Source organism: Sphingomicrobium aestuariivivum, from assembly GCF_024721585.1.
Classification (GTDB): domain Bacteria; phylum Pseudomonadota; class Alphaproteobacteria; order Sphingomonadales; family Sphingomonadaceae; genus Sphingomicrobium; species Sphingomicrobium aestuariivivum.
Map to the genome: position 1 here is coordinate 170,348 of NZ_CP102629.1, position 24,785 is coordinate 195,132.

The 24,785-nt window shown below is 67.0% G+C and carries 19 protein-coding genes and 1 riboswitch; of the genes, 8 read left to right on the plus strand and 11 right to left on the minus strand.

All coding sequences use genetic code 11. The features are described 5' to 3' along the window. Positions 1-43: 43 nt before the first annotated feature. From bamA to fabZ, 3 genes are read left to right on the plus strand one after another with little or no spacing between them, the layout of a single operon-like run. Positions 44-2,665, plus strand: coding sequence for an outer membrane protein assembly factor BamA (bamA, locus tag NUW81_RS00800; protein ID WP_245109324.1), 2,622 nt, complete (start codon positions 44-46; stop codon positions 2,663-2,665). Further along, positions 2,665-3,264 carry an OmpH/Skp family outer membrane protein gene (locus NUW81_RS00805; protein ID WP_245109327.1) on the plus strand — a complete coding sequence of 200 codons (600 nt, stop codon included), beginning with the start codon at positions 2,665-2,667 and terminating at the stop codon, positions 3,262-3,264. Before bamA ends, NUW81_RS00805 begins: the two co-directional genes overlap by 1 nt. Positions 3,265-3,275: 11 nt before the next feature. Then, positions 3,276-3,752: a 3-hydroxyacyl-ACP dehydratase FabZ gene (fabZ, locus tag NUW81_RS00810; protein WP_260508516.1), complete on the plus strand. Its 477-nt coding sequence runs from the start codon at positions 3,276-3,278 to the stop codon at positions 3,750-3,752. A 3-nt stretch (positions 3,753-3,755) separates the two neighbouring features. On the opposite strand, the gene NUW81_RS00815 is transcribed toward fabZ, so the two are convergent. The 4 genes from NUW81_RS00815 to NUW81_RS00830 are packed head-to-tail and all read right to left on the minus strand — an operon-like array spanning position 3,756 to position 8,035. Beyond that, on the minus strand, positions 3,756-4,457 hold the full coding sequence (locus NUW81_RS00815; RefSeq protein ID WP_245109329.1) for an ABC transporter ATP-binding protein: 702 nt from the start codon (positions 4,455-4,457) through the stop codon (positions 3,756-3,758). Continuing rightward, complete coding sequence (locus tag NUW81_RS00820; protein ID WP_245109332.1) at positions 4,454-5,410, minus strand: FecCD family ABC transporter permease; 957 nt, start codon at positions 5,408-5,410, stop codon at positions 4,454-4,456. Before NUW81_RS00820 ends, NUW81_RS00815 begins: the two co-directional genes overlap by 4 nt. After that, entirely contained in the window at positions 5,407-6,147 is a 741-nt protein-coding gene (locus NUW81_RS00825; protein ID WP_245109334.1) for an ABC transporter substrate-binding protein, read from the minus strand. The genes NUW81_RS00820 and NUW81_RS00825 overlap by 4 nt, the downstream gene beginning before the upstream one ends. Beyond that, complete coding sequence (locus tag NUW81_RS00830) at positions 6,131-8,035, minus strand: TonB-dependent receptor (protein ID WP_245109336.1); 1,905 nt, start codon at positions 8,033-8,035, stop codon at positions 6,131-6,133. The genes NUW81_RS00825 and NUW81_RS00830 overlap by 17 nt, the downstream gene beginning before the upstream one ends. 98 nt (positions 8,036-8,133) lie before the next feature. Next, a riboswitch (cobalamin riboswitch) is annotated at positions 8,134-8,277 on the minus strand. Between the two features lie 101 nt (positions 8,278-8,378). Between NUW81_RS00830 and rpmE the strand changes: the two genes are divergently transcribed. Both rpmE and NUW81_RS00840 read left to right on the plus strand, forming a co-directional pair. Then, a complete protein-coding gene (gene rpmE / locus NUW81_RS00835; RefSeq protein ID WP_245109339.1) occupies positions 8,379-8,609 on the plus strand; it encodes a 50S ribosomal protein L31 in 231 nt (76 codons plus the stop codon). 12 nt (positions 8,610-8,621) lie between these two features. Continuing rightward, positions 8,622-9,182, plus strand: coding sequence for a GNAT family N-acetyltransferase (locus NUW81_RS00840; RefSeq protein WP_245109341.1), 561 nt, complete (start codon positions 8,622-8,624; stop codon positions 9,180-9,182). 3 nt (positions 9,183-9,185) lie between these two features. On the opposite strand, the gene NUW81_RS00845 is transcribed toward NUW81_RS00840, so the two are convergent. The 3 genes from NUW81_RS00845 to NUW81_RS00855 are packed head-to-tail and all read right to left on the minus strand — an operon-like array spanning position 9,186 to position 12,934. Further along, positions 9,186-11,111: a DUF2207 domain-containing protein gene (locus NUW81_RS00845; protein WP_245109343.1), complete on the minus strand. Its 1,926-nt coding sequence runs from the start codon at positions 11,109-11,111 to the stop codon at positions 9,186-9,188. A gap of 5 nt (positions 11,112-11,116) precedes the next feature. After that, positions 11,117-11,677: a LemA family protein gene (locus NUW81_RS00850; RefSeq protein WP_245109345.1), complete on the minus strand. Its 561-nt coding sequence runs from the start codon at positions 11,675-11,677 to the stop codon at positions 11,117-11,119. Positions 11,678-11,731: 54 nt separating this feature from the next. Continuing rightward, on the minus strand, positions 11,732-12,934 hold the full coding sequence (locus NUW81_RS00855) for an acyl-CoA dehydrogenase (protein ID WP_245109347.1): 1,203 nt from the start codon (positions 12,932-12,934) through the stop codon (positions 11,732-11,734). On the opposite strand from NUW81_RS00855, the gene otsB reads away from it, so the two are divergent. Genes otsB through NUW81_RS00870 form a run of 3 tightly spaced genes read left to right on the plus strand, consistent with a single transcriptional unit; the run spans position 12,933 to position 16,947 of the window. Continuing rightward, positions 12,933-13,772: a trehalose-phosphatase gene (gene otsB, locus NUW81_RS00860; RefSeq protein WP_245109350.1), complete on the plus strand. Its 840-nt coding sequence runs from the start codon at positions 12,933-12,935 to the stop codon at positions 13,770-13,772. The genes NUW81_RS00855 and otsB overlap by 2 nt on opposite strands. Continuing rightward, a complete protein-coding gene (locus NUW81_RS00865) occupies positions 13,769-15,571 on the plus strand; it encodes a glycoside hydrolase family 15 protein (RefSeq protein ID WP_245109352.1) in 1,803 nt (600 codons plus the stop codon). Before otsB ends, NUW81_RS00865 begins: the two co-directional genes overlap by 4 nt. Continuing rightward, positions 15,568-16,947, plus strand: coding sequence for an alpha,alpha-trehalose-phosphate synthase (UDP-forming) (locus NUW81_RS00870; RefSeq protein WP_245109354.1), 1,380 nt, complete (start codon positions 15,568-15,570; stop codon positions 16,945-16,947). The genes NUW81_RS00865 and NUW81_RS00870 overlap by 4 nt, the downstream gene beginning before the upstream one ends. Positions 16,948-16,959: 12 nt before the next feature. Here the strand turns inward: NUW81_RS00870 and NUW81_RS00875 are convergent, their stop codons facing one another. The 4 genes from NUW81_RS00875 to NUW81_RS00890 all read right to left on the minus strand — a co-directional run bounded on the left by NUW81_RS00875 (position 16,960) and on the right by NUW81_RS00890 (position 24,725). Next, complete coding sequence (locus NUW81_RS00875) at positions 16,960-18,348, minus strand: HlyD family type I secretion periplasmic adaptor subunit (protein ID WP_245109357.1); 1,389 nt, start codon at positions 18,346-18,348, stop codon at positions 16,960-16,962. Further along, positions 18,345-20,111, minus strand: a complete 1,767-nt coding sequence (locus NUW81_RS00880; protein ID WP_245109359.1) for a type I secretion system permease/ATPase — start codon at positions 20,109-20,111, stop codon at positions 18,345-18,347. The genes NUW81_RS00875 and NUW81_RS00880 overlap by 4 nt, the downstream gene beginning before the upstream one ends. Continuing rightward, positions 20,101-20,403: a response regulator transcription factor gene (locus NUW81_RS00885; RefSeq protein ID WP_245109361.1), complete on the minus strand. Its 303-nt coding sequence runs from the start codon at positions 20,401-20,403 to the stop codon at positions 20,101-20,103. The genes NUW81_RS00880 and NUW81_RS00885 overlap by 11 nt, the downstream gene beginning before the upstream one ends. A gap of 383 nt (positions 20,404-20,786) precedes the next feature. Continuing rightward, positions 20,787-24,725, minus strand: coding sequence for a DUF5801 repeats-in-toxin domain-containing protein (locus NUW81_RS00890; protein ID WP_245109363.1), 3,939 nt, complete (start codon positions 24,723-24,725; stop codon positions 20,787-20,789). Positions 24,726-24,785: the final 60 nt, after the last annotated feature.

Here is a 24,785-nt window from a genome sequence, read left to right on the forward strand (position 1 = left end):
CTAAATCGTTGAAAAAGGGCGGGGACGCGTGAAAGTGAAAAGCATGATGGCGAAACGCCACGGGGCCGCACTGCTGGTCGGTACGATTTTGTCGGGGCTGGCGCTGCCCGCCGCCGCGCTGGCGCAGGACACGGCCCAGCCCACCGCCGCCCCCGCGACCGCCGAACCGGTCCGCGAAGGCATGATCCGCTCGATCCAGGTGACCGGCGCCGAGCGTATCGAGCGCGAGACCGTCATCGCTTATTCGACCCTGCAGCCGGGCCAGACCTACACCGCCGCGACGCTCGACCAGGCGCTGCGCGCGCTCTACGACACCGAGCTCTTCTCGGACGTCGTCATCTCGGGCGCCGACACCGGCAACCTCGTCATCGCGATCGAGGAAAACCCGATCATCAACCGCATCGTGCTCGAGGGCAACAAGCGCCTCAAGGACGACAAGATCGCGCCGGAAATCCGGCTCGCCCCGCGTCGCATCTACACCCGTTCGAAGGTGCGCGCCGACGTCGACCGCATCATCGAGCTCTACAAGCGCGAGGGCCGCTTCGCCGCGGTGGTCGAACCCAAGATCGTCGAACTGGACCAGAACCGCGTCGACCTCATCTTCGAGATTTCGGAAGGGCCGAAGTCGAAGATCCGCTCGATCAACATCATCGGCAACGAGACCTTCTCGGACGCCAAGCTGATCAAGCAGATGTACAGCCGCGAGACGGGCGGCCTGCTGGGCTTCCTCAAGTCCAACACCAGCTATGACCCCGACCGTCTCGGCGCCGACCAGCAGCTGCTGCGTCTCTTCTACCTGACCGAAGGCTATGCCGATTTCCGCGTCGTCAGCGCGCTCGCCGAGCTGACGCCCGACCGCGAGGATTTCGTCATCACCTATGTGATCGAGGAAGGCCCGCGCTACAAGTTCGGCACGGTCGAGACGGACAGCGCGCTGCGCGACTTCGACGAAGAGCGCATGAACGAGCTCGTCGACATCGAACCGGGCGACTGGTTCAACGCCAAGAAGGTCGAGGACACGGTCACCGCATTGAACGAGGCGGCCGGCTTCGAGGGCTATGCCTTCGCCGACGTCAGCCCCGCGATCAGCCGCAATCCCGACGACCTGACGATGGACATCACCTTCCGCACCAACGAGGCGCGGCGGGTCTATATCGATCGCGTCGATATCAACGGCAACACGGTGACGCGCGACAATGTCATCCGCCGCGAATTCCGCCTGTTCGAGGGCGATGCCTTCAACGCCACGCTGCTGCGCCGTACCGAGGACCGCATCCGCAGTCTCGGCTTCTTCAACCAGGAGCTGGAGATCAAGCAGACGCCGATCGGTGACGACCGCGTCGCGCTGACCCTTGATGTCGAGGAACGCCCGACCGGCCAGCTGACCTTCTCGGCGGGCTTCTCGAGCCTCGAGCGCTTCCTCCTGTCGGCGCAGATCAGCCAGAACAACTTCATGGGCAAGGGCCAGACGCTGCTCGCCGGCGTCAACTGGTCGCGCTATTCGCGCAGCGTCCAGTTCGGCTTCACCGAGCCCTTCTTCCTCGGTCGCCCGATCCTGCTCGGCGCCGACGTCTATCGCCGCGATTTCAACAGCTTCAACTTCGTCGGGTCGGATCGCCGTTCGACCTACAGCCAGCTGTCCACGGGTGGCGGCCTGCGCCTCGGCTTCCCCGTGACCGAATATCTGTCGGCGGGCGTGCGCTACAACCTCGTGCTCGACGACATCACCCTCGACCGCGAGACCTTCTACAGCGACTTCGACGACAATGGCGTTCTCGACGATGACGAGTGCGATCCGGTCAAGGCGGGTACCTATCTGTGCGGCGAGCTCGGCGAACGGCTGACCTCGTCGATCGGCTACAGCCTTGCCTTCAACAACACCGACGGCCTGCGCGCCACCCGCGGTATCCGCGCCAGCCTGCGCCAGGACTTCGCGGGCCTCGGCGGCGACGTGCGCTACCTGCGCACGATCGGCGATGCCACGCGCTACTTCAAGATGCCCGCCGACTTCGTCCTCTCGGTCAACGCGCAGGGCGGCTATGTCCTCCCGCTCGACGACGAGGAACTGGCGTTCCGCGACCCGATCCGCATCTCGGACCGCTTCTTCGGCCCGAACTTCCGCGGCTTCGACATTCGCGGCATCGGCCCGCGCGTGCTGCGCCGCAATTATGACGCTGACGGAAACCTGTCGGACGAGGCGACGCGGACCTCGAACGCGCTTGGCGGCAAGGCCTATTACTTTGGCCGCCTCGAGCTCGAATTCCCGACCTCGGCGGCGCTGCGCAACTTCGGCGTGCGGCCCTCGGCCTTCGTCGACATCGGCTCGGTGTGGGATCTCACCGCACCCGATACCAGCGACATCCTCTTCTTCTGCTCGCCGGCCGAAGCCGACGGCCCCGACTTCCTCCAGGTCGAAGCGGGCGATACGCTGCCGGGCGGCGCGCCGATCACGGCCTGCTCGGACGTGGCCGCGGGCTATGTCCAGACGCCGGGCTATCGCGAGGATTTCGTCGGCAACAGCCCCAACCCGCGCGTGACCGTGGGCATCGGCGCCAACTGGGTGTCGCCCTTCGGTCCGCTTCGCCTCGATCTTGCGACCGCACTGGTCAAGCAGGAAGGCGATGACACGCGCCTCTTCTCATTCAACGTAGGAACCCAATTCTGATGAAGCATCTTCTTGCCGCCGCCGGCCTTGCCGCCGCGACCCTTCTCCCGGCGACTGCTTCGGCGCAGTCCTTCCCCGACACCAAGGTCGGCGTCGTCGACGTCAACCGCGTCGCCACCACCTGCACCGCCTGCGTGACCGCGCTCCAGTCGCTCGAGCAGCAGGCGCAGGCCGTTCGTGCGCGCGAAACGCAGCTCGGCCAGCCGCTCCAGCAGACCGCCCAGGCGATCCAGGCCGAAGTGAATGCCCTCAATGGCGCCGAGCCGTCGGCCGACCTCCAGCAGCGCGTCCAGGCCTTCCAGCAGCAGCAGCAGGCCGCCGCGCAGGAAATCCAGCAGCGCAGCGCCATCGTGCAGCGCAACCGTAATTACATCCTGCAGCAGATCAGCGCGGCCATCGAGCCGGCCTACCAGCAGGTCGTCGCGCGTCGCGGCGTGCACCTCATCGTGCCGACCGAATCGACCCTGGCGCACCAGCCCGCGGTCGACCTCACGAACGACGTGCTGGCCGAAGTGAACCGCACGCTGACCAGCATCAATGTCAACGCGCCGGCGCCGCAGCAGCCCGCCGCGCAGCAGACCCCGCAGCAGAGCCGCTAAGGCCCCGCTCGGTGAGCAACGAAACGACAGGCGCCGTCATCGGCCCGCTGGACATCCGGCGGGTGATGGCGGCGCTGCCGCATCGCTACCCGCTGCTGCTCGTCGACCGCGTCGAGCGCATCGAGAAGGACAAGTCGATCACCGCGATCAAGGCGGTGAGCATGAACGAGCAGTTCTTCCAGGGCCATTTCCCCGGTCGCCCGATCATGCCCGGCGTCCTCCAGATCGAAGCGCTGGCGCAGGCCGCGGGCGTCTTGGCAGTGGAGAGCATGGACCTGGCGGGCTCGAACAAGCTCGTCTATTTCATGGCGATCGGCGACACCAAGTTCAGGAAGCCGGTCGAACCCGGCTGCCTGCTGCAGCTCGACGTCGAGATCGTCCAGATGCGGCGCAATATCTGCAAGTTCGAGGGCAAGGCCTCGGTGAACGGCGAGGTGACCTGCCAGACCAGCTTCACCGCGATGATCGCCGACCCGCCCGAGGACTAGGGGCTAGCCGAGCACCATCGACCCGTCGGGCTCGCGCCTGAGGTCGAACAGCTCGGCGATGACCTCGCTATGCTCGAGCTCGAAACGGGGCGCGTCGGCAACGACGCGCCCTTCGCGCATCAGGACGAGGCGATCGAAGGCTCCCAGGAGCTGGAGGTCGTGGAGCGCGACGATGACGCCGCGACCGTTTTCCGATTCCTCGATGAGGATGTCGCGCATGGTCAGCACCCAGAAGGGGTCGAGATTGGCGAACGGTTCGTCGAGGAACAGGAATTGCGGCGTGGTGGCCAGCGTGCGGGCAAAGAGGATGCGCGCGCGCTCGCCGGTCGAGAGCTGGTTGGCGGGACGGTCGAGGAAATCGTCAAGCGCGAGCCGCTCGACCAGCATGTCGAGCCGCCCGGGGTCGGTCGGCACGGGGCTGAGGGCGAGAAGGTCGCGCACGGGGATCGCCCAGTGGACGAGCCGCGAGGCGGGCAGGTAACCGATCAGCCGCGCGCGGCGCGCGGGCGGGGCGTTGTCGAGCGGTTCGCTGTGAATGGCGAGGTGCGCGGTCTCGCAATTGCCGATGCCCGCGAGGCAGCGCAGCAGGCTGGTCTTGCCGCTGCCGTTGGGGCCGATCAGCGCCACGCGCTCGCCCGGATCGACGAGCAGGTCGGTCGCCGCGAGGCGCCCCGAGAGCGACAGGTTGCGGGCCTCGAGGCTCATGCGGTGCTCGCTTTCATGCGCATCAGGAGGAGGATGAAGAGCGGCGTGCCGATGAGCGCGGTGACGACGCCGATGGGGATGGGGCGCCCGTCGGGCGCGGCGCGCACCATGAGGTCGGCGGCCAACAATAGGGCGGCGCCGAGGAAGGCGGCGGGCAACAAGGCGCGCCCCGGGTGGCCGCGGCTCAGCGAGCGGGCGGCGATGGGGGCGATGAGGCCGACGAAACCGATGGCGCCGCAAGCCGCGACGCAGGCACCGATGGCGATGGCCGACAGGAGGATCGTGCGCCGCGCGAGCGCCTGCGGGGCGACGCCATAGGAGGCTGCGACATCCTCGCCCAGCGCGAGCAGGTCGAAGTTGCGGCGGTCGCGCCACAGGAGCGCGCCGGCGAGCCCTGCGGGGACGAGCGCGGCGAAGGTATCGGGCCAACCGCTGTCGACGAGGCTGCCCATCAGCCAGCGCCACTGGTCGTAAAAGGCGAAGGGGGAGGGAGCGAGCGCGAGGAGGAGCGAGGTGGCTGCGCCCGCGGCAAGCGCGATGGAGAGGCCGGCGAGGAGGAGGCGGGCCGGATCGGCGCCGCGTCCCGCGATGAGGAACAGGCCGAGGAGCGCGAGCCCCGAGCCCGCGGCGCCGCCGACGGCGAGGGCGAGCGGGCTGGTGAGGGCGAGGAAATGGCCGGTGGCGACAGCGCCCAGCGCGCCTCCCGAGGCAGCACCGGTGATGTCGGGCGAGGCGAGGGGATTGGCGAAGACCGCCTGCAGGGCGGCCCCGGTAATGCCGAGGGCGGCGCCATAGCCGATGGCGAGCAGGGTCCGCGGGGCACGCAGTTCGAGCATGATCGCGCGGGCGATCTCGTCGTCGAGCGCGAACAGGTCGAACGGCAGGAGGAAATGCAGTGCGGCCATCACCGCGAGCAGGAGCGGCGGGCCGAGGCGCACGGCAAGGCGGCTCATTGGCGCGCTCCGCCAGCGAGGCGTTCGATCACGCCGAGCATCGAGGGGCCGCCGCAGGTGAAGGGACGGCCGTCTACCGCGAGCCGCGGTGCGTCGAGGCGGCGGACGAGGGGATGGTCGCGCCAGCGCGCGCCGCGGTGCCACTCGCGCTCGCGATAGCGGCTTTCGAGAATGAGGTCGGGGCGCGCGGTGACGATGGCCTCCACGGTCCCGCGCCCGCTGTCGAGCGTGATCGGGACGAGGCCGCCGAGGGCGAGCCAGCCGCTCGCCAGCGTGCCGGGGTCGGTGCCGCCGGGGCCGACGAACAGCGCGCGGCGGCCGTGGGGGGGCTGGCGCGCGGCGAGGCGGTCGAAGCGACTTTGCCACTGGCGCGCGCGCGGCGCGGTGCCGAACAGGTCGGCGACGCGGCCGACGGTGGCGCGCACTTCGTCGGGGCTGGCGGCATAGGGCAGGGTGACGATGCGGATGCCGAGCCGCTGTGCGAGGCGGGCGGCGCCGTGGCCGATCGGACGGCTCGTCAGCACCACGTCGGGTTCGTAAGCCGCGACGTCGACGATCCGCCCGCCATTGCCGGGCAGGCCGGAAGCGCGCGCGGCAAGGACATTCTCGGCAGCATCGCGGCCGAGATGGCTGACGCTGATGACCTGCCCATCGCGCGCGAAAAGCAGGGCATATTCGTCGGCGCACAGGTCGAGGCTGGCGACCTTGAGCGCGGCGGCGCTAGCGAGCGAGAGCAAGGCCGACAAAAAGGCTCCTCCCTGCGGTCGCATAGCCGATGACGTCGCGATAGTCGCTGTCGAAGAGGTTCTCGCCGCGCACCGAGACAGTGATGCCGCTCCCGATCTCGCGGGCGAGGCGGGCGTCGGCGAGGACATAGTCGCCGAGCAGCACGCGGGGGGCGGGGAAAAGGTCGAAGTCGAGATCCTCGCGCGCGCCGACCCAGGCCAGCGAGGCGGCATAGGTCCAGCCGCGCGACGTGCCGTCGAGCCAGAGGGCGGCCTGATGCTCTGGGCGGCGGGTCTCGCGCAGCAGGAGGCCGTCCGGCGCAAGGCGCTCGCCCGCGTCGACATAGGCGTAGCTGGCGCCGAGCTGGAGCGCCTGCGACAGGCGGGCGCCGAACTCGGCCTCGATCCCTCGGCGACGGCTCTTGCCGTCACGGTTGGCGGCGCTGGTGACGAAGGTAACGGGGTCGAAGACGTTGACGATCTCGTCCTCCAGCCCTTGACCGAACAGCGTCAGTGCGGCGCTGTAGCGACCGTCGTCATAGCCGAGGCCGACATCGCCGCCGCGGCTGCGTTCGGGCGCGAGGTCGGGATTGCCGAGGAAATTCTCCGGGAAGAAGCCGAACAGCTCGTAGAAGTTGGGCTGGGCGATGCCCTCGCCGTAATTGGCGCGGACCGACCAATGGTCGGCGAGGCGGACGAGCGCGCCGGCGGACAGGCTGGTGGTGTCGGCGAAGCCATCGAACAGGTCGTGGCGGAGCGCGGCGTCGAGCGAGAACAGCTCATGGTCGGTGCGCCATTCGGCGACAAGCCCCGTGCGGTCGCGGGACACCGACTGGCGTGTGGCGCCGCCATATTCGCGATCATCGGCGCGGAAGCGTTCGCTTTCCTGTTCGAGCGCGAGGGTGAATTCGTGAACGAGCGGGCCGCTGCCGAAATGGCGGGTCGCCTGCGCATCGAAGGACAGTCGTTCGGCTGCTGTGCGGTTGCGCTCGGCGTCGCCAAGGTCGTTGCGGTTGGAGGAGGCGAGGAGGCTGCCGCCTGCGCGGAAATTCCAGTCGCCGGGGGCGTGGACGAGGCCGAGGCGAACCGCGCCGAGGCGGTTACGCGTCTCGTCGGCGGTGTCGGCGCGGGTGAAGGTGACGGGGTCGAGGCCGTCATATTCGCTCGTTCCGAGGATGCCGAAGGCGGCGGTCTCGAGCCGCGTGGCGGGGGCGAGCGCGAGACGCGCGGCGAGGCGGCCGGTGAAGAGGTCGTAGCCGTCCTTGTCGCCGTCGCCGCCAAGCGCGTCGAAACCCTCGGCACCCTGCGCGCCGAGGGCGAGGCGGAGCGAGGCGTCGTCATCGCCGGTCGCGACGTCGCCCGACAGGCGGGCGAAACCGAAGCGTCCGGTCTCGCCCGACAGGCGCAGGTCGGACGGGCGGCTCGCGGGGCGGTCGCTGCGCAGCGCGACGACGCCGCCGATCGCCTCGGGCCCCCAGAGGGCGGACTGCGGGCCGCGCAGGGCCTCGATGCTGTCGGCAAGGCTGGTGGAGAGAAGTTCGAAGCGCGGCTCGTTGGCGGCGGCGGGATCGTTGGCCTTGATGCCGTCGATGAAGAGGACGGTGTGGTTGGCCTCGGCACCGCGCAGGCGCAGCTGGGCCTGGCTGCCCGCGGGGCCGGCCTCGGCCAGCGCGGCGGCGGGGACGCGGCGCAGGAGCGTCAGGAGGCGGGCCGGTTCGGCGCGGTCGATGCGGTCGGCGGCGATCACGGTCACCGCGTCGCTGGCGCGGTCTCGCAGGCGCGGGGTGCGGGCGGCGGTGACGAGGATCGCCTCGTCGGGCGCGCTGGTGTCGAGCAGCACGTCGACGAGTTCGACATCATCCTCGGACGGTGGCGGGGGTGGCAAATCCTGGAACAGCATGCATGTCTCCTTTTCGTCGGTTCGCCACGACGGAAAGGAAGGGCATGCGGGGACGCCACGACCTTGCGCGCCCTTCCGCTGACCCCGGCGGATGGGACGGACGATGGATCGGTGAGGCCGGTATCTGGCTTTGCAGGAGCGGTTGCTCCTGCTCACAGTTGCGGGCACAGCGCCGGATGTTCGCCGGCTTCCCTCTTCGCCGCGGCCATTACGGTCGCGGAGCCTCGGTGATCCGTCTCCTGCGCTAGGCGGGTTTTGCTTGATCGGCAAGGCGCGATTGGCTAGGGAGCCGCGACCCTTTCCCAAGGCCGGTCGGAAACCGGCCCAACAATCGGAAAAGATGATGAAAAACGATACCCATCCCGACTACCACATGATCACCGTCGAAATGACCGACGGCACCAAGTTCCAGACCCGCTCGACCTGGGGCAAGGAAGGCGACACGCTCGCCCTCGACATCGACCCCAAGAGCCACCCGGCCTGGACCGGTGGTAGCCGCAAGGCGGCGCAGGGCGGTCAGGTCGAACGCTTCAACAAGCGTTTCGGCGGCCTTTCGCTCTCGAAGAAGAAGTAAGGCGCGGCGCCCGTGGACGCGGGCGCGCCCCTGAAGCCCATGCGCTCGGCTCCCACGCTGGAGACCGAGCGCTTGGTGCTGCGTCATTGGCGGCGCGAGGATTGGGAGGCCTATTACCCGATCATCGCCGACCATTCGACGATGCGTTATGTCGGCGGGAGCGGCATTAGCCGCGAGGATGGCTGGCGGCGCTGGCTGGCCTCGATCGGCAGCTGGCAGATTTCGGGCTATGGCAGCTTTGCGGTGACCCGCAAGGACGATGGCGTTGTCGTCGGCATGTGCGGCATCTTCCACGGCTGGCGCGAGATCGACGGCGGGTTCGAGCCCGACCCCGAATTCGGCTATATCTTCGGCCCCGAGGGGCGCGGGCGGGGCATGGCCTTCGAGGCCTGCACGGCAGCGCTCGACTGGCTCGATACGCATCATGGCGTGCCGATCTGGGCGATCATCGAGGACGATAATGCGCCGTCGGTGAAGCTGGCGGGCAAGCTCGGTTTCGAGAGCCAGGGTGCCAAGATGTATGGCGACGAGCCGATCGGCGTGTGGCGCCGTCCGGCCCCCCGCGAAGGCTAGGCGCTACCAGCCGCCGCCGCCGCCACCACCGACACCACCACCTGAAAAGCCGCCGCCGCCCGAGCCGCTCGACGAGCCGGGCGCCGTGGCGGCCGAGGCGATGGTCGAGGTCATGGTGCTGCCGATCGCGGTCGCGAAGCTGCCCGGGTTGGACCAGATGTCGCGAGTGCCCGAATACCAGAGGAAGCTGTTGTCGCGGTCGCTCGACGGATTGGCCGCGGCGGCGGCGAGCACGCCTTCGAAGCGTTCCGCCCAGCGGTTTTCGACTTCCAGCGCGATGGCATGGGGCAGGTAACGTTCGAACAGCTGGAGCTGGGCGCGCGGTGGCTGCATGCGGTCGAAGCGCTCTTCCTCGGTCGTGGCGAGATATTGCTTGAAGCCCGCGATGCGGTCGAGCAGCGCGCGCCCCTCTAAAGTGGGCGCATCCATCCAGAAGAAGCCCGAGAAGGCGATGATCCCCCCGCCGATGAGCGGCAGGAGGACGGGGAGGACATTGCCGCTGCCAAGCGCGAGAAGCGCGAAGGGGATGCCGGGGATGAGGCCGGCAAGGCCGATGATCGCCGCGAGGATGATGACGGGCCAGCGCAGCATCTGGCCCTGTTCCGGGCGTCCGAAGAAGAGGAGGGTGCCGATGAGGACGCCCGCGACCGACAGGAGGACGAGGAGGGGCGAGGCCATCTCCTCGGCCCAGACGACGCCTGCCGCGGCGATCCAGATGCCGGCGAACCAGAAGAGGAGGCCGGCAACCGCCCAGCCGATGTTGCGGTGGAAGGCGGTGCCGTCGTAGCGCTTCTCATAGGGGCGCTCGAGCATCTTGCGCGCGGCACTGAACTCCTTGTGATTGTCATTATCCATCGCGATCGAGGCACCGGGCAGGGCGAGTTGGGCGAGCATGTCGTGCTCGCCTTCGTCGAGCGGGCGCAGCTGGCCGCCGTCGACGAGGCGGTGAACTTCCATCGTCGGTTTCTTGAAGAAGCCGCCACCTTCCTCGCGCAGTTCGACATGGCCCTTGATGGCGCTGTCGACCAGCGCGGCGGTCATGCCGCGATAGTCCATCGACTGGCGGGTGAGATAGCGGATGGCGGCGGGCGACAGGTCGTCGGGCGGCGCGAAGAGAGGCACGACGGTGCCCGGGCGCGGATCGCGCCCGACGGTACGCCAGGCGTGGAGGTAATAAGCGGCCACGAGCAGGAGGCCGAGGAGACCGGCGACAGGCGGGACCACGTCGGCGAGCTGGCGCCGGAATTTTGTGGCGGTAGAGAGGGGCGCGACCACGCCCTTGGGGAAGGCGACGGCGACAGTCAGGCCTTCGCCGGGCGCGAGCCTGCGGTCATATTCGAAGCGGGTGACGCCGGGTTCCGCGCGGTCGAGCCGGGCGGGCGTGCCCTGTTCGCCCTGCCGCCCGGTGTAGGAGCTGTACTGGACGAGGTCGGCTGGCTTGGGGAGGCGGATCGTGGCGCTCGACCGGTCGATCGGAAATTCCCAGCCGTTGCCGGTGACGTTCCAGTAGAGCTCGTCAAATTCCTCGAAGCGGCCGATGGCGCGCTTGATACGGTAGCGCAGGCGATATTCGTGCACGCCGTCCGAGAGGAAATGGTCGGCCGAGCCGAGGCGGATGCGCGCGCCATTGGCTTGGCGCGTGACCTGATATTCTTCCCTGCGTCCGTCGCGTTCGGCGGCAAGGAAGTCGAAGCCCACATTGACCGTGCGGCCGGTCTTGTCGCGATAGCGGATGGGTATGGTGCGGAAGATGCCGCGCTTGATCCGGTTGCCTTCGGCCTGCACGCGGATGGTCTCGGTGATGATCGCCGAGCCATCTTCCCGCACGTCGGCATGCGCGTGAAAGGCAAGGATACGTTCCTGCGCGGCTGCCGGCGCGGCGAGCGCCAGCAGTGCGAGGAGGGCAAGGAACAGGCCTCGGAGATGCACGGGCCCTAGCTCGCGAAGTCGATCTTGGGCGCCGACTGGATGGCGGGGTCACTGTCCTCGTAATAGGGTTCGGTGGTGAAGCCGGTGGGGCCGGCGATGATCACGTCGGGGACCGACTGGACCTTGGTGTTGAGGTCGCGCGCGGTGGCATTGTAGTAGCGGCGCGCGGCCTGCAGCTCGTTTTCGGTCGCGGTGAGCTCGTCCTGCAACTTGCGGAAGTTGGCGTCGGCTTTCAGCTCGGGATAGGCCTCGGCGACGGCCATGAGCTTGCCGAGCAGGCCCGTCATCATGGCATCGGCCTGTGCGGTGGCCTCGACGCCCTTGGCGGCGACGGCATTGCCGCGCTGGGCGATTACCGCTTCGAGCGTCTCGCGCTCGTGGGTGGCATAGCCCTTCACCGTCTCGACGAGGTTGGGGATGAGGTCGGCGCGGCGGCGGAGCTGGACGTTGATGCCCGAGAAGGCCTCGCGGACGAGCGCGCGCAGGCGCACGAGCTTGTTGTAGACCGCGACGCCCCACAGGACGATCACGACGAAAATGGCGATGGCGACAAGTGCGATGGTCACGCGAAAAGCTCCCCCCGGATGGTACCGGAGGGAGCGTAACGCGGGGTCGCGGCTTTAGAAAGCCGAAATGCCGGTGATCGCGCGGCCGAGAATGAGGGCATGGACGTCGTGCGTGCCCTCGTAGGTGTTGACCGTCTCGAGGTTGAGCATATGGCGCATCACCGGATATTCCGAGCTGATGCCATTGCCGCCATGCATGTCGCGCGCGGTGCGGGCGATCTCGAGCGCCTTGCCGCAATTGTTGCGCTTGACGATTGAGATCATCTCGGGGGTGAGCTTGCCTTCCTCGAGGAGGCGGCCGACGCGAAGGCTGGCTTGCAGGCCGAGGCCGATCTCGGTGACCATGTTGGCGAGTTTGAGCTGCGGGATCTGGTTGGCGGCGAGCGGGCGGCCGAACTGCTTGCGCTCGAGCTGGTAGTTGCGCGCCGAGGCGTAGCAGGCCTCTGCCGCGCCCATCGCGCCCCAGCTGATGCCGTAGCGGGCGACGTTGAGGCAGCCGAACGGACCTTTCAGGCCTTCGACATTCGGCAGGAGGTTTTCCTCAGGCACCTCGACATCGTCCATGACGATTTCGCCGGTGATCGAGGCGCGAAGCGAGAGCTTTTCCTTCACCTGCGGGGCGGTGAGGCCCTTCATGCCCTTCTCGAGGATGAAGCCGCGGATCTTGCCGCCATGCGCTTCCGACTTGGCCCAGACGACGAAGATGTCGGCGATGGGCGAGTTGGTGATCCACATCTTGGCACCGTTGAGGAGGAAGCCGCCGTCGATCTTCTTGGCGGTCGTGCGCATGCCGCCGGGGTCCGAGCCCGCATCGGGTTCGGTGAGGCCGAAGCAGCCGACCAGTTCGCCCTTGGCGAGGCCGGGGAGATATTTCTTCTTCTGCTCTTCGGAGCCATAGGCGTTGATCGGGTGCATCACGAGGCTGGACTGCACCGAGCAAGCACTGCGGTAGCCGCTGTCGACGCGTTCGATCTCGCGGGCGATGAGGCCGTAGCTGACATAGCCAAGGCCGGCGCCGCCATATTCCTCGGCGACGGTGGCGCCGAGCAGGCCGAGTTCGCCCATCTTGGGCATGATCTCGGGGTCGAACACTTCCTCGTTGAAGTGATCCTTCACGTTCGGAAGCAGCTGTTCCTGCGCGAAGGCGTGGGCGCTGTCGCGCACCATCCGCTCTTCGTCGGAGAGCTGGTCGTCGAGGTTGAACGGGTCTTCCCAGTCGAAGGGAACGAGGGTCTTGGAGCTGGATTTCTGAAGCATGGGTGCGTCCTACCGCGCCAAGGGGGGCGGTTCCAGCGAAAAGCGGCGGAACAGGGGGCATCCGTGCTGCGTAGAGCAGAGTGAACGATCACATCGCCATCTCGGGGGACTTTCCATCACCGCCAATGCGCCAACAGCAGGGCCCGGGCTTCTCGAAGGAGCGAGTCTGTTCCTCGATTTCGACGGCACGCTGGCGGGCTTCACGACCGATCCCGAGGCGACACGGCTCGGCCCCGGGCGGCTCGAGACGCTGGTGGCGCTGCACGAGCGGCTCGAGGGGCGGCTGGCAATCGTCAGCGGTCGCGCGCTCGCCAGCCTCGAGGCGCGGATTGCCGATGCGCGCATCACGCTGGTCGGCAGCCACGGGCTCGAGGCACGGATCGAGGGCGCGCGCGAGGCCTGGACCGAACGGCCGACGGCGCTCGATGACGCGCTGCGGGCCCTGCAGGAATTTTCCGCATCGCGCGGCCTCCTGTTCGAGCAAAAGCCGTTCGGGGCGGCGCTGCACTGGCGCGAGTGGCCGCAGCGCGGCGCGGGCGCGGCGGCGGAGGTCGAGCGGATCGCGAACGAGCATGGCCTTGCCTTCCAGTCGGGCGACCATGTCGCCGAATTGCGGGTGGCCGGCGGCGACAAGGGCGATGCGCTCGTCCGGCTGATGCGGCGCGACCCGTTTGCGGAAGGCGTACCGGTGATGGTGGGCGACGATCTGACTGACGAACATGGCTTTGCCGCGGCGCAGGCACTGGGCGGGCACGGCGTGCTGGTCGGAAGCCGCGACGAGAGCCGCGCGCGCCATCGTCTCGCCAGCGTGGATGCGGTATGGGAGTGGCTCGGATGACGGAAAAGACCCTCAACCTCTGGCCGATCGGCAATTGCCAGGTCAGCGCGCTCGTCGATGACCGCGCGGGGTTCGTCTGGGGTTGCCAGCCGCAGGTCGACGGCGACCCGCTCTTCTGCTCGCTCCTGGAGCCCAAGGGGGACGGACGCCCGGGCATGCCGCGCGGCGAATGGCGCTTCGAGCTGGAAAAGCAGGTGTCGGCCGAGCCGCGCTATCTGGGCAATTCGCCGATCCTCGTCACGCGCCTGACCGACGAGGATGGCGGCGCGGTCGATGTCTATGATTTCTGTCCGCGCTTCATGCAGTCGGGACGGCTCTACCGCCCCGTCGCCTATGCGCGGATCGTGCGTCCCGTCACGGGCGGACCGCGGCTGTCGATCCGGCTCAATCCCGCCAATCATTGGGGCGCCGAGAATGCCGACCGCACGCGCGGGTCGAACCATGTGCGCTTCCTGACCGACCCCGCGCCCTTGCGGCTGTCGACCGATGCGCCGGTGGGACGGGTGCTCGACGGGCGGCCCTTCCGGATCGAGCGCGATCTCGCCTTCTTCCTTGGCGCCGACGAGAGTTTCCAAGGGGCGATCGGGCCCAATGTCGCGCGGATGATGGAGAAGACGAAGCGGCACTGGATGTTCTGGGTGCGCGGGCTGGCGGTGCCGCTCGACTGGCAGGAAGTGGTGATCCGCTGCGCCATCACGCTGAAGCTTTGCCAGCATGAGGAGACAGGGGCGATCGTCGCGGCGCTGACGACCTCCATTCCCGAAGCGCCGGGGTCGGAGCGCAACTGGGACTATCGTTACTGCTGGATCCGCGATGCCTATTACACGGTGCAGGCGCTGAACCGGCTCGGCGCGCTCGACGTGCTCGAAGGCTACCTCTTCTACCTGCGCGACCTTGTCGACGGGGCCGAGGGCGAGGAAGTCCAGCCCCTCTATGGCGTGGGCGGCAATGCCAAGCTGGAGGAAGGCGTCGCCGAATGCCTCGCGGGCTATCGCGGCATGGGGCCGGTGCGCATCGGCAATGCCGCCTTCACCCAGTCGCAGCATGACGCCTACGGCCAGATTGTCCTGTCGAACGCGCAGGCCTTCTTCGACAAGCGGCTGTTCCGCGCTGGCGACGAGGCCGATTTCCACCAATTGGAAGCGATCGGCGAGAAAGCCGCGGAGAAATTCGACGAGCCCGACGCCGGCCTGTGGGAATTTCGCACGCGCGCCTCGGTGCACACTTATTCCTCCGTCATGTGCTGGGCGGCCTGCGACCGGCTCGCCAATATCGCGGGGCGGCTCGGGCTCGAGGATCGCGAGCAATATTGGCAGGCCAAGTCCAAGCATATCCGCGACGTGATCGAACAGCGCGCCTGGTGCGAGGAGAAGGGGCGCTATTCGGCCATCTTTGACGGGGACGAGCTCGACGCGAGCCTCCTCCAACTCGTCGACATGCGCTTTGTCGAAGCCGACGACGAGCGTTTCCGCGCCACGCTGGCGGCGGTCGAGAAGGGGCTGCGGCACGGCAACCAGATGCTGCGCTATGCCAGCGAGGACGATTTCGGGCTGCCCGAGACCGCGTTCAATTTCTGCACCTTCTGGCTGATCGAGGCGCTGCACCGCGTCGGGCGCGACGAGGAAGCGCGCGAGTTGTTCGAGGCGACGCTCGAACGGCTCACCCCCGCCTGCCTCCTCTCGGAGGATACCGATTTCAAGACGGGCGAATTGTGGGGCAATTACCCGCAGACCTATTCGCTCGTCGGCCTGATCAATTGCGCGATGCTGCTGTCGCGGCCATGGAGTAGCGTGCGTTGAGCCGGCTCATCGTCGTCTCCAACCGGGTGAACGTGCCGCGCGGGCGCGAGAATGACGGTGCGCAGGGCGGGCTCGCGGTGGCGCTCACCTCGGCGCTCAAGAAGTCGGGCGGCATCTGGTTCGGCTGGTCGGGCAAGGCGGCGGAAAGCTTCACCGGTGCGGTCGATTACCAGCGCCACGGCGGGGTCGCGACGGCGACGGTCGACCTTGATGAACAGGACGTCGAGGAATATTATAACGGCTATGCCAACCGGACGCTGTGGCCGGTCTTCCATTATCGCATCGACCTTGCCGATTTCGACCGCGAGTTCGGGCGGCGCTACGAGGCGGTCAACAAGAAGATGGCGGGCACGCTGGCGCCCATGATCGACCCGGGCGACATGGTCTGGGTCCACGACTATCATTTCATCCCGATGGCCTCGGACCTGCGCGCCGAGGGGGTGGCCAACCGCATCGGCTTCTTCCTGCACACGCCCTGGCCGCCGCACCGGCTGATGGTGGCGCTGCCCTATCACCGCCGGCTGGTGGAAACGATGCTCGCCTATGACGTGATCGGCTTCCAGTCCGACGAATGGCGCGAGAGCTTCCTCCATTATTGCGAGCGCGAGATGGATGGAGAGGTCGACGGAGAGTGGCTGACGGTCGAGGGCCGCACGATCCGCTGCGCGACCTTCCCCATCGGCATCGATGCGAAGGTCTTTGCCAAGCTTGCGACGGGCCCCGATGCGCAGGCGAGCTACGTGCGGGCGCGCGACAATGTGACGGGGCAGATCATCGTCGGCGTCGATCGGCTGGACTATTCCAAGGGACTGATCGAGCGCTTCAACGGCTATCGCAAGCTGCTCGAGCGCGAGGAGTGGCTGAAGAAGGTCACGCTCCTGCAGATCGCGCCGCCAAGCCGCGGCGAAGTCCCGGCCTATGGCGAGATCCGTGACCAGCTCGACATGCTGTCGGGCCGGATCAACGGCGAGCATGCGCGGGTCGACTGGGTGCCCATCCGCTATGTCAACAAGGGCTATGCGCGGCCCGAACTGGCGGGGATCTTCCGAGCCGCGCATGTCGGGCTGGTGACGAGCCTGCGCGACGGCATGAACCTCGTCGCCAAGGAATATGTGGCGGCGCAGGACCCCGAGGATCCGGGCGTCCTTCTCCTATCGCGCTTCACGGGGGCGGCGGCACAGATGGAGGATGGCGCGCTCCTCATCAATCCGCACAGCCAGCTCGATATCGCCAAGACGCTCGACCAGGCGCTGCGCATGGGCTGGGAGGAGCGCAAGGAGCGCTGGCAGACGCTTTACGACGGGCTCAACGCCTATGACGTCCACCATTGGGCGGCGGACTTCCTCGAGGCGCTGAAGGGGGCGGACGAAGCCTGAGGGACGCGGGGCCTAATGCTCGCGGAAACTCTTCCAGAAGGCGCCGCGGAGGGGCTCGAGGAGATAGTCGAGCGCGCTACGCTTGCGTAGCGGCACGAGCACTTCCACGGGCATGCCGGGGCGCAATTCGAAATCCTCGCCGCGACGCAGGCGGATCTCGTCGATCTCGCTGGACGGCACGGTGACCTCGGCGCTGAAGAAGCCGAGGCCGCTGCGTTCGTCCTCGAGCCGGTCGGCGGACAGGTTGGTGAGCGTGCCGCGAAGGTCGGGAAGCGAGCGTTCGTGCAGGGAGGAAAAGCGCACGCGGGTGACCTGGCCCACGTTGAGATCGTCGGCCTCGGAAGGATCGAACTGGGCGGCGATGACGAGCGGCGCGCGCTCGGGCACCACGTCCATCAGCTTCTGCCCCGGCTGGATCACCTCGCCCGCGCCGGCAAGCGTCATGCCGACGACCGTGCCGCTGGCAGGGGCGCGGATCTCGGTCGCGGCGAGCTTGTCGCGGGCGGCGCGGGCGCGGGGGGCGACCTCGCGCAGCGCGGCCTCGACCGAGCGCAGTTCCTCGGAGACGCGGTCATAATGGGCGCTGAGGGCCTGCGCGGCTTGCATCTGCCCTTGCGCGACTGCGGCACGCGAAGAGGCTTCGCCCGCGGCAAAGGCGCCGCCCTGGCCGACGAGGTCGGCGCGGGCGCGTTCGAGCGCGCGCAGGCGGTTCTTCGAGACGAAACCCTTCTCGGCGACCGGGGCGAGTGCGGCCAGTTCCTCGTCGAGGAGGCGGCGCTGCTCGTCGGCGGCGACCGCCTGGCGGCGCGCGCCCTCGGCTTCCTGCACGGCCTGCGCCGACTGCTGGCCGATGACCGACCGGGTGGTGGACAGGAGCGCGGCGCGGCTGGCGAGCTGGCGCTGCTGGAGGTCGAGGGCGGCAGCGGCGATGGCGCGGTCCTCGTCGCGGGCGAGACGGGCGAATTGCGGGGGTGGGGTAATGGTCGACTGGCCCGACTGTTCGGCGCGCAGGCGGGCGCGTTCGGCGAGGAGCCCGATTTCCTCGCTGGTGAGAGCGCGTTCCTCGGCGGCGACCTCGGCGGCGACGAGGCGGACGAGGACATCGCCCTTCTCGACGACCTGGCCGTCCTTGACGAGGAGGGTGGCGACGACCCCGCCGTCGCGATGCTGGACGGGCTTGCGCTGGCCCGAGACGACAAGTTCGCCCTGCGCATAAGCGGCGGCATCGAGCCGGATGAGGGTGCCGCCGAGCAGCAGCGCGGCGATGAACAGGCCGAGCACGATCCAGCCGATGCGGATCTCGCGGCGCGGGTCGTCATGTGCCTCGTATGCCGCGACGGCCTGGCCCGCGGGGACGGGCAGTTGCGCCTTGTCGGGGTCGGGGATCACGGGGCCGTTCATTTGTCGCCTCCCATCTTCACATGGTGGCGGGTGACACGGGGCTGGCCGTGGCCGATCCGCGCGAGCACCTCGTCCTTGGGGCCGTCGAGCTCGATGCGCCCGTCGCGCAGCAGCACGATGCGGTCGAGGACGGGAAGAACGCTCAGCCGGTGGACCACGATGACGAGGGTCGTGCCCGCTTCCTTGGCATCGTTGAGCGCCTCGATAAGCTGGAGGTCGCCATCGGCGTCGAGATGGGCATTGGGCTCGTCGAGGAGCAGGTAGGGCGGGTCCTCGTAGAGGGCACGGGCGAGCGCGATGCGCTGGGCCTGCCCCATCGAGAGGCCGCTACCGCCGAGCCCGAGCTTATGGTCGTAGCCGTCGGAGAGGTTGAGGATGAGTTCGTGCGCGCCGGCCTTCTTGGCAGCCTCGACGACCTCGGCATCGATGCGCTCGCGCTCCACGCCCTCTCCTTGCGAAAAACGGGCGACATTGTCGCGCACGCTGCCCGCCATGAGGGTGGGGTGCTGGGGCATGAAGCCGATGAAGCGGGCTAGCGCCTCGCTGTCCCAGTCGCGGCGGTCGGCGCCGTCGAAGCGGATGGTGCCGGCATCGGGTTCGAGCGCGCCGGCGATGAGCGAGAGGAGGCTGGTCTTGCCCGCGCCCGAGGGGCCGATGATGGCGACCGCTTCGCCCGCGGCGATCTCGAGGTCGATGTCGTCGAGGATGGGGCGCTCGCCATGTCCGGGGTCGAGCGAGACGCCCTTGAGCGCCAGGCGGCCGGTGGGGGCGGGCAGGGCGGTATGCTCGTCGAGCGGGGTCTCGCCCTCGGCGCTGCGGTTGATGATCCGCCAGGCCTGCCGCGCATCCACCATCTGGCGCCATGCACCGACGAGCCGGTCGATCGGCGAGAGCGCGCGGCCAACGAGGAACATGGAGGCGAAAATTGCTCCCGGCGTCACCAGTTCGTTGATCGCCAGCAGGGCGCCGAGGCCGAGGGCCAGCGATTGGAGGAGGAGGCGGAGCGCCTTGGAGGCGGCGCCGATCGAGCTGCCGGCAAAGCTCGCGATCGCCTGCTGGCCGATCATGCGCGCCCGCTCGCCGATCTGGCGGGCGACGAGCGCGTTGCGCATGCCGAGCGCGCGCACCACGCCCGCATCGGTCAGCGTGCGGTCGTGGCTGGCATAGGCCGCGGCGGCGGCGCTGTTGGCCTCCTCGAGCGGTGCCGAGGTGCGGCGGTGGTTGAGCCAGGTCAGGCCGAGCAGCAGGCCGGCACCGAAAAGCGCCAGGAAGCCGATGGCGGGGTGGATGATGAAGCAGATGAGGATGTAGAGCGGCGTCCAGGGCGCATCGAACAGCGCGAGGATGGCCGATCCCGACATGGCGCGACGCAGCGTGTCGAATTCGCGCATCAGCCGGCGGGCCTCGCTGCTGCCCGGCGCGCGGGCATAAGCGAGCTGGAGGAGCGGGTCGGCGAGCATGCGGTCGAGCCGGATGCTGGCGCGCACGAGAAGGCGGCCGCGGGCATAGTCGAGCACGCCCATCGCCACGACCGCGACAATGAGGAAGAGAGTGAGGAAGAGGAGGGTCAGCCCGCCACGCGTCGGCACCACCCGGTCATAGACCTGGAGGAGGTACAGCATCGGCACGAGGAAGAGCAGGTTGAAGCCGGCGCTGAAAAGCGCGGCATAGCGCCAGTGCGAGCGGCAGGCGAGAAGCCCGGCGCGCAGGCGGTCCCTGAAGGCTCCCCCTTGCGATGGAGCGTCTAGCGGCTCACCGAGCATTGCCCTGACCGCTGTCCGCGGCTTCGTCGGGCGCAGGATGCTCGATGATAGAGCCATCCTCCTCGAAACGGATGAGCCCCGCGGCAACCGCGCGGGCGATCAGGCTGGCGCGATTGTGCGCACCGAGCTTGAGCTTGGCATTTTCGAGATGGGTATCCACGGTGGACGGCGAGATGGTCAGCGTCTTGGCGACTTCCTTGGACGATTTGCCCAGGGCAACCAGCTCGACGATCCGGCTTTCGCGCCCGGTCAAATGCCAGGTCGCGCTTGGTTCGAGAGCAGTGGCGTTCACTTGTAACCCCCTTTCATCGACAGCGTGTCGCTCGCAACCGATGGCGGACCTTCCGGTGGTGATCCGGTTCGAAAACCGGAGGATTGGGAAGCGTCACCGAGCAGTCACTTGGTAAACCCAAAGTTAACAATGATCAATAATGACACAGCGGTTTACGGCGACTTTTGACGGTAGAGGCAAAATCCACCTAGGTGATTTGGGGGAGGGGCGATGTGCCTCTTTAAATGCCGCTTAAAGCCCCGCCCGGGCCGCCCGAGTCGCGGACCCGCCGCGCAAGAAAGACCCTCCCAGTGCCGGGGCGGCACCCTTGGGAGGGTCACTCGGTGCTGCCGCCCCGGCTCCCACCTGGACGGGGGCGTGTCCAGGCGAGAACGGTGCCGTCTTCAGATCAGGACGAGGTCATCGTCGGGATCGAGGACGAGGAGGCCCATCTCGGGCACACCCTCTTCGGCGAGGCTCGCCGAGGCAGGGGCGAGCGAGGCGGGGAAGACGACATTGTCGTCGTCGAAATCACCGGTCCCGTCGACCCCGACATACCAGCTGTCGCTGGCGCTATCGCCGTCACCGTCGGTGATCTTGGCAGTGAAGCCGAGCACGAGGTCGGGGATCGGCGGCGATTCCAGCGTGCCGAAGCCGCCGATGTCGAACTTGCCTGCGACACCCTCGACATAGACCTGGTCGAATTCATCGGTACCGTTGGTCTCGATAATGATCCGATAGTCCTCGTCGATGTCGGGCAATTCGTAGCCGTTATTCCCCACGTGGATGGTCGAAATGTTGATCTCCGATCCCACCGGCGCCGAGGAATAGACCGCCATCACCGTCTGCACTCCCGTACCGGGATCGATGTGGAGGACCGTGATCTTGGCGAGGGCGACACCCATTGCACCGGGATCGGCCAGCCCGCCATTGGCATCGTCGCCGGTCGAGGTGGCGAACAGGCGGCTTCCGGCATCATTGGCGGGACCGGCGTTGTTGCCGAAGTTGAACGCCTTGATGAGCATGGTCGCCGGGCTGTTGCCCTGCACCTGGACGACATCGAGGAAGGTCGCCTTCACGTCCTTGCGGGAGGTGAATTCGATATTGTCGACATCGTCGGCCTCGTTCGAATCCAGTCCCTGGTTCGAATAGGCCGGATTGGGGCCGATCACGAGCGTGAAGTAGACGCCTTCGCCGGGATCGATCATCTGGTTGTTCGACCCGATGGTCACATCACCACCACCCTTGGAGGTGTTGATGGTGTTGCTGTCCTTGGTCAGCTCGCCATCGCCGTCGAAATTGGGCTCCTTGGCGATGATCACGAGGCCCTCACCGCCATCCTCGAGCATGCCGAAGATGTTCTGGCCCGACGGCAGGTTGCTGAAGTCGAAGGCCTTGGGCGGCTGCGGCGCGGCGTTGACCGCGAAGCTGTAGCTGCCCGCACCGGCCTGGTTGAGCGACAGGGTGAAGTAGAGGACGTCGTCCGCATCTCCATAGCCGTCGCCATCGGCGTCATACCAATATTTGACCTCAGTATTGCTGGCGTTGGCGAAGGCCCGGAGCGTGATGTCGCCATAGGTGACATCGCCGCCCGTCTTGCCTTCCCAGTCGGTCAGCACATAGCGGTTGGCCGTCGAGTTGACGGTGTTCGGATTGGGATCCGAACCGACCGCGCCATTGAGGGTCACGGGGCCATAGCTGCCGACCGCGAAGTCGACCGTGCTGTTGGCGATCGAGCCGATGCTCGGCCCGCTATCCTCGAACTGGATGATCGGGCTGATGTCGACCGATGCCGTGTCGGGGTCATCGTCATTGTCGGTGATCGTCACTTCCGCCTCGACCTTGAGGTTCGAGAGGGCGAGCGGCGCGCCGGCCTCGTCGGGATCGGCGGTATTGCCGTGGATGAGCGCCCGATATTGGGTCAGCGTGAGGCTGCCGTCAGTCGAATTGATCTCGATCTTGAAGGCCATGGCGCCCGCCGGATCGGCGGCACCGCCGCTGCCCACGAGGCCGACGACATCCGCGCCCGACTTGTAGAGCCAGATGCTCTGGCCGGTGTCGGTGTCGTCGACGCCGCTGTCGGAGCCGTCACCGTCGGTCAGCTTGAGCGTGAAGACGCGTGATTTCTCGCCGTCATTGCCCGCCACCGAAGTGTCGTTGAAGATGGTGGCACCGGCGACCGTGATCTTGCCGAGCGTGCCGGCAGGTTCGGTTTCGGGCGCACCATTTTCGCCGATCGATTCATCGACCAGCACCTTGGCGCCATTCTTGAGCGTCAGGCCAGCGGTCGGGGCATCATCCTCGAAGTAGAGGATGCCGCCGATGTCGAGCGAAACCGCCTCTTCATCGCCGTCGGCGTCGGTCTTGGTCAGCCAGGCGAGGATTTCGCCTTCGGCGATGGTCAGCGCCGCATTGTTGGCAGGATCGGGATCGTAGGGTTCGTCGGGGTCCGTGGCATCGGGGTGCTTGACGGCCCGCATGACGTTGAGTTGCACGACGTCGACCGGATCATCGCCGAAGTCGGGGCCGTCGGGATCCCAGTCGAAGATGATCTCGACCTCGAAGCACCAGATCTTCGCGGAGGTCGGGTCCAACTCATCGGTGAGGATGTAGCCGCCGACCTTGGTGTCGGTGATCTCAAAAAGCTTGATCTTCTGGCCGGTCAAGCTGTCGAACAGCCCCGATTCCCCGGTACCGGTCGGATCGAGGCCGAGCGTCCAGGCCGTGCTGCCCGCACCGTCCGTGCCGTAAATGGAAATCGGATCTCCGGGATTTTCCGGTGTCAGCACTTCATCGAACAGGTCGGTGAGGATCGTCTGGTTCTTCCCGAAGGATGTATTTTCATCCTCGCCAGCATTTTGGCCGGTGGTTTCATCGACCAGCACGACGCCACCCTTCAGTTCAATGACCGGCCCGGGGCCATCATCTTCGAAACGAAGCTCGGCACCGATATCCTGGGTGATGCTCGAGGGCTCGTTGATGCCGATGAGGCCGATGTCGAACTTGCCGCTGATCGCTTCGATGAGGACGGCATCGTGAAGGGTGCCACCGCTCGACCATTCGACGATGTAATTGGCCTCAAGGCCATTGATCGTGGCGACACCACTGCCATCGATCGACCAGCTGACGCCCATCGTCCCATTGGTAATCGGATTGCCGGCGGCATCCTTGACCACGATGGAGGTTACCATGACGGCGGCACCGTAATTGTTGCCTTCGAGCGCGTTCACGAATGCCTGGCCATCGGCGTCATTGCCGTTCCACAAGGTGAGTTGGATCGAGACGGGGTCGTTGCCCTGTGTCTGGCTGATCTTGAAGAAACCGCCATCGACCTCCTTACGGTTGGTGAAGTCGATATTGTCGGCGTCGTCGGCCTCGTTCTGGTCGAGATCACCCGGCTCGCCCGTGGCGGTGTAGCTGGGATTGGCCCCTTCGACGAAGGCGAAATAGCCACCTTCGCCGATCGGGTTGCCACCGTTGAACATCTGGTTGTTCACGCCGATGGTGGTGGGGCCACCGCCCTGCGAGGTGTTGATCGTGTTGCTCGCGTTGGTGAATTCGCCATCCGCGTCGATATCCGGATCGCGGCCAATGATCACCACAGCCGAGGAGGCGTCACCGACGATGCCGAACAGGTTCTGGCCCGAGGGCAGGAATTCGAAGTCGAATTCGGTGCTGATGGAGGCACCCACGCCGATGGCATCGAAGAGCGTCACTGCTTCATCGACACTCGTATCATCGCCATTCTTCAGCGCTTCGAACTGGACTGTCCAGACACGAGCGCTTTCGAGATTTTCGGCAGGGTCCAGATAGATGGCGAGGACAATGTCGCCATTCGTATCGACACCCAGGACCATCTGGTCGCCCAGGCCGCTATCGACGTCGCGGAAGAGATAGATAGCTTCGTCGTCGATCGTCGTGAAAGGAGCCAGAACGCCATCGGTGATGGTCGTCGACCCGGCAATGTAGGGATCATAGGGATCGCCATTGCCATCCACGAACCCCAGCGCGGTAATGTTGGAACCGCCAGACGAGACCTGGACGAAGTTGGACGCGCTCTTGCCAACGCCGATACCGTCGGCGAAATCCTTGGCCGGGTCGCCAAGAGCGAGTTCGCCGCCGTCGAAGAGACGCATGTAGAAGTCTGCCGCTTCTTCTTCCATCGAATCCGCGGCGTTGATGAGGTTGGGCGGATCTTCGGGGTCTTCGGTCAGGTCACCGGTATCGACGAGACGATAATCATCGTCGTTATTGTCTTCGCCGGTCGGCCACGTTCCAGTGCCGTCCTGGTAGCCGTCGCTTTCGTCGAGAGTTACGTCGCCGTTGATGGTGATGCTGGCCATGATACTGCCCCTTGATGCTTGCCCCCGGACGCAGGTGCCCCAGGAAGCCGGTTTACGAGA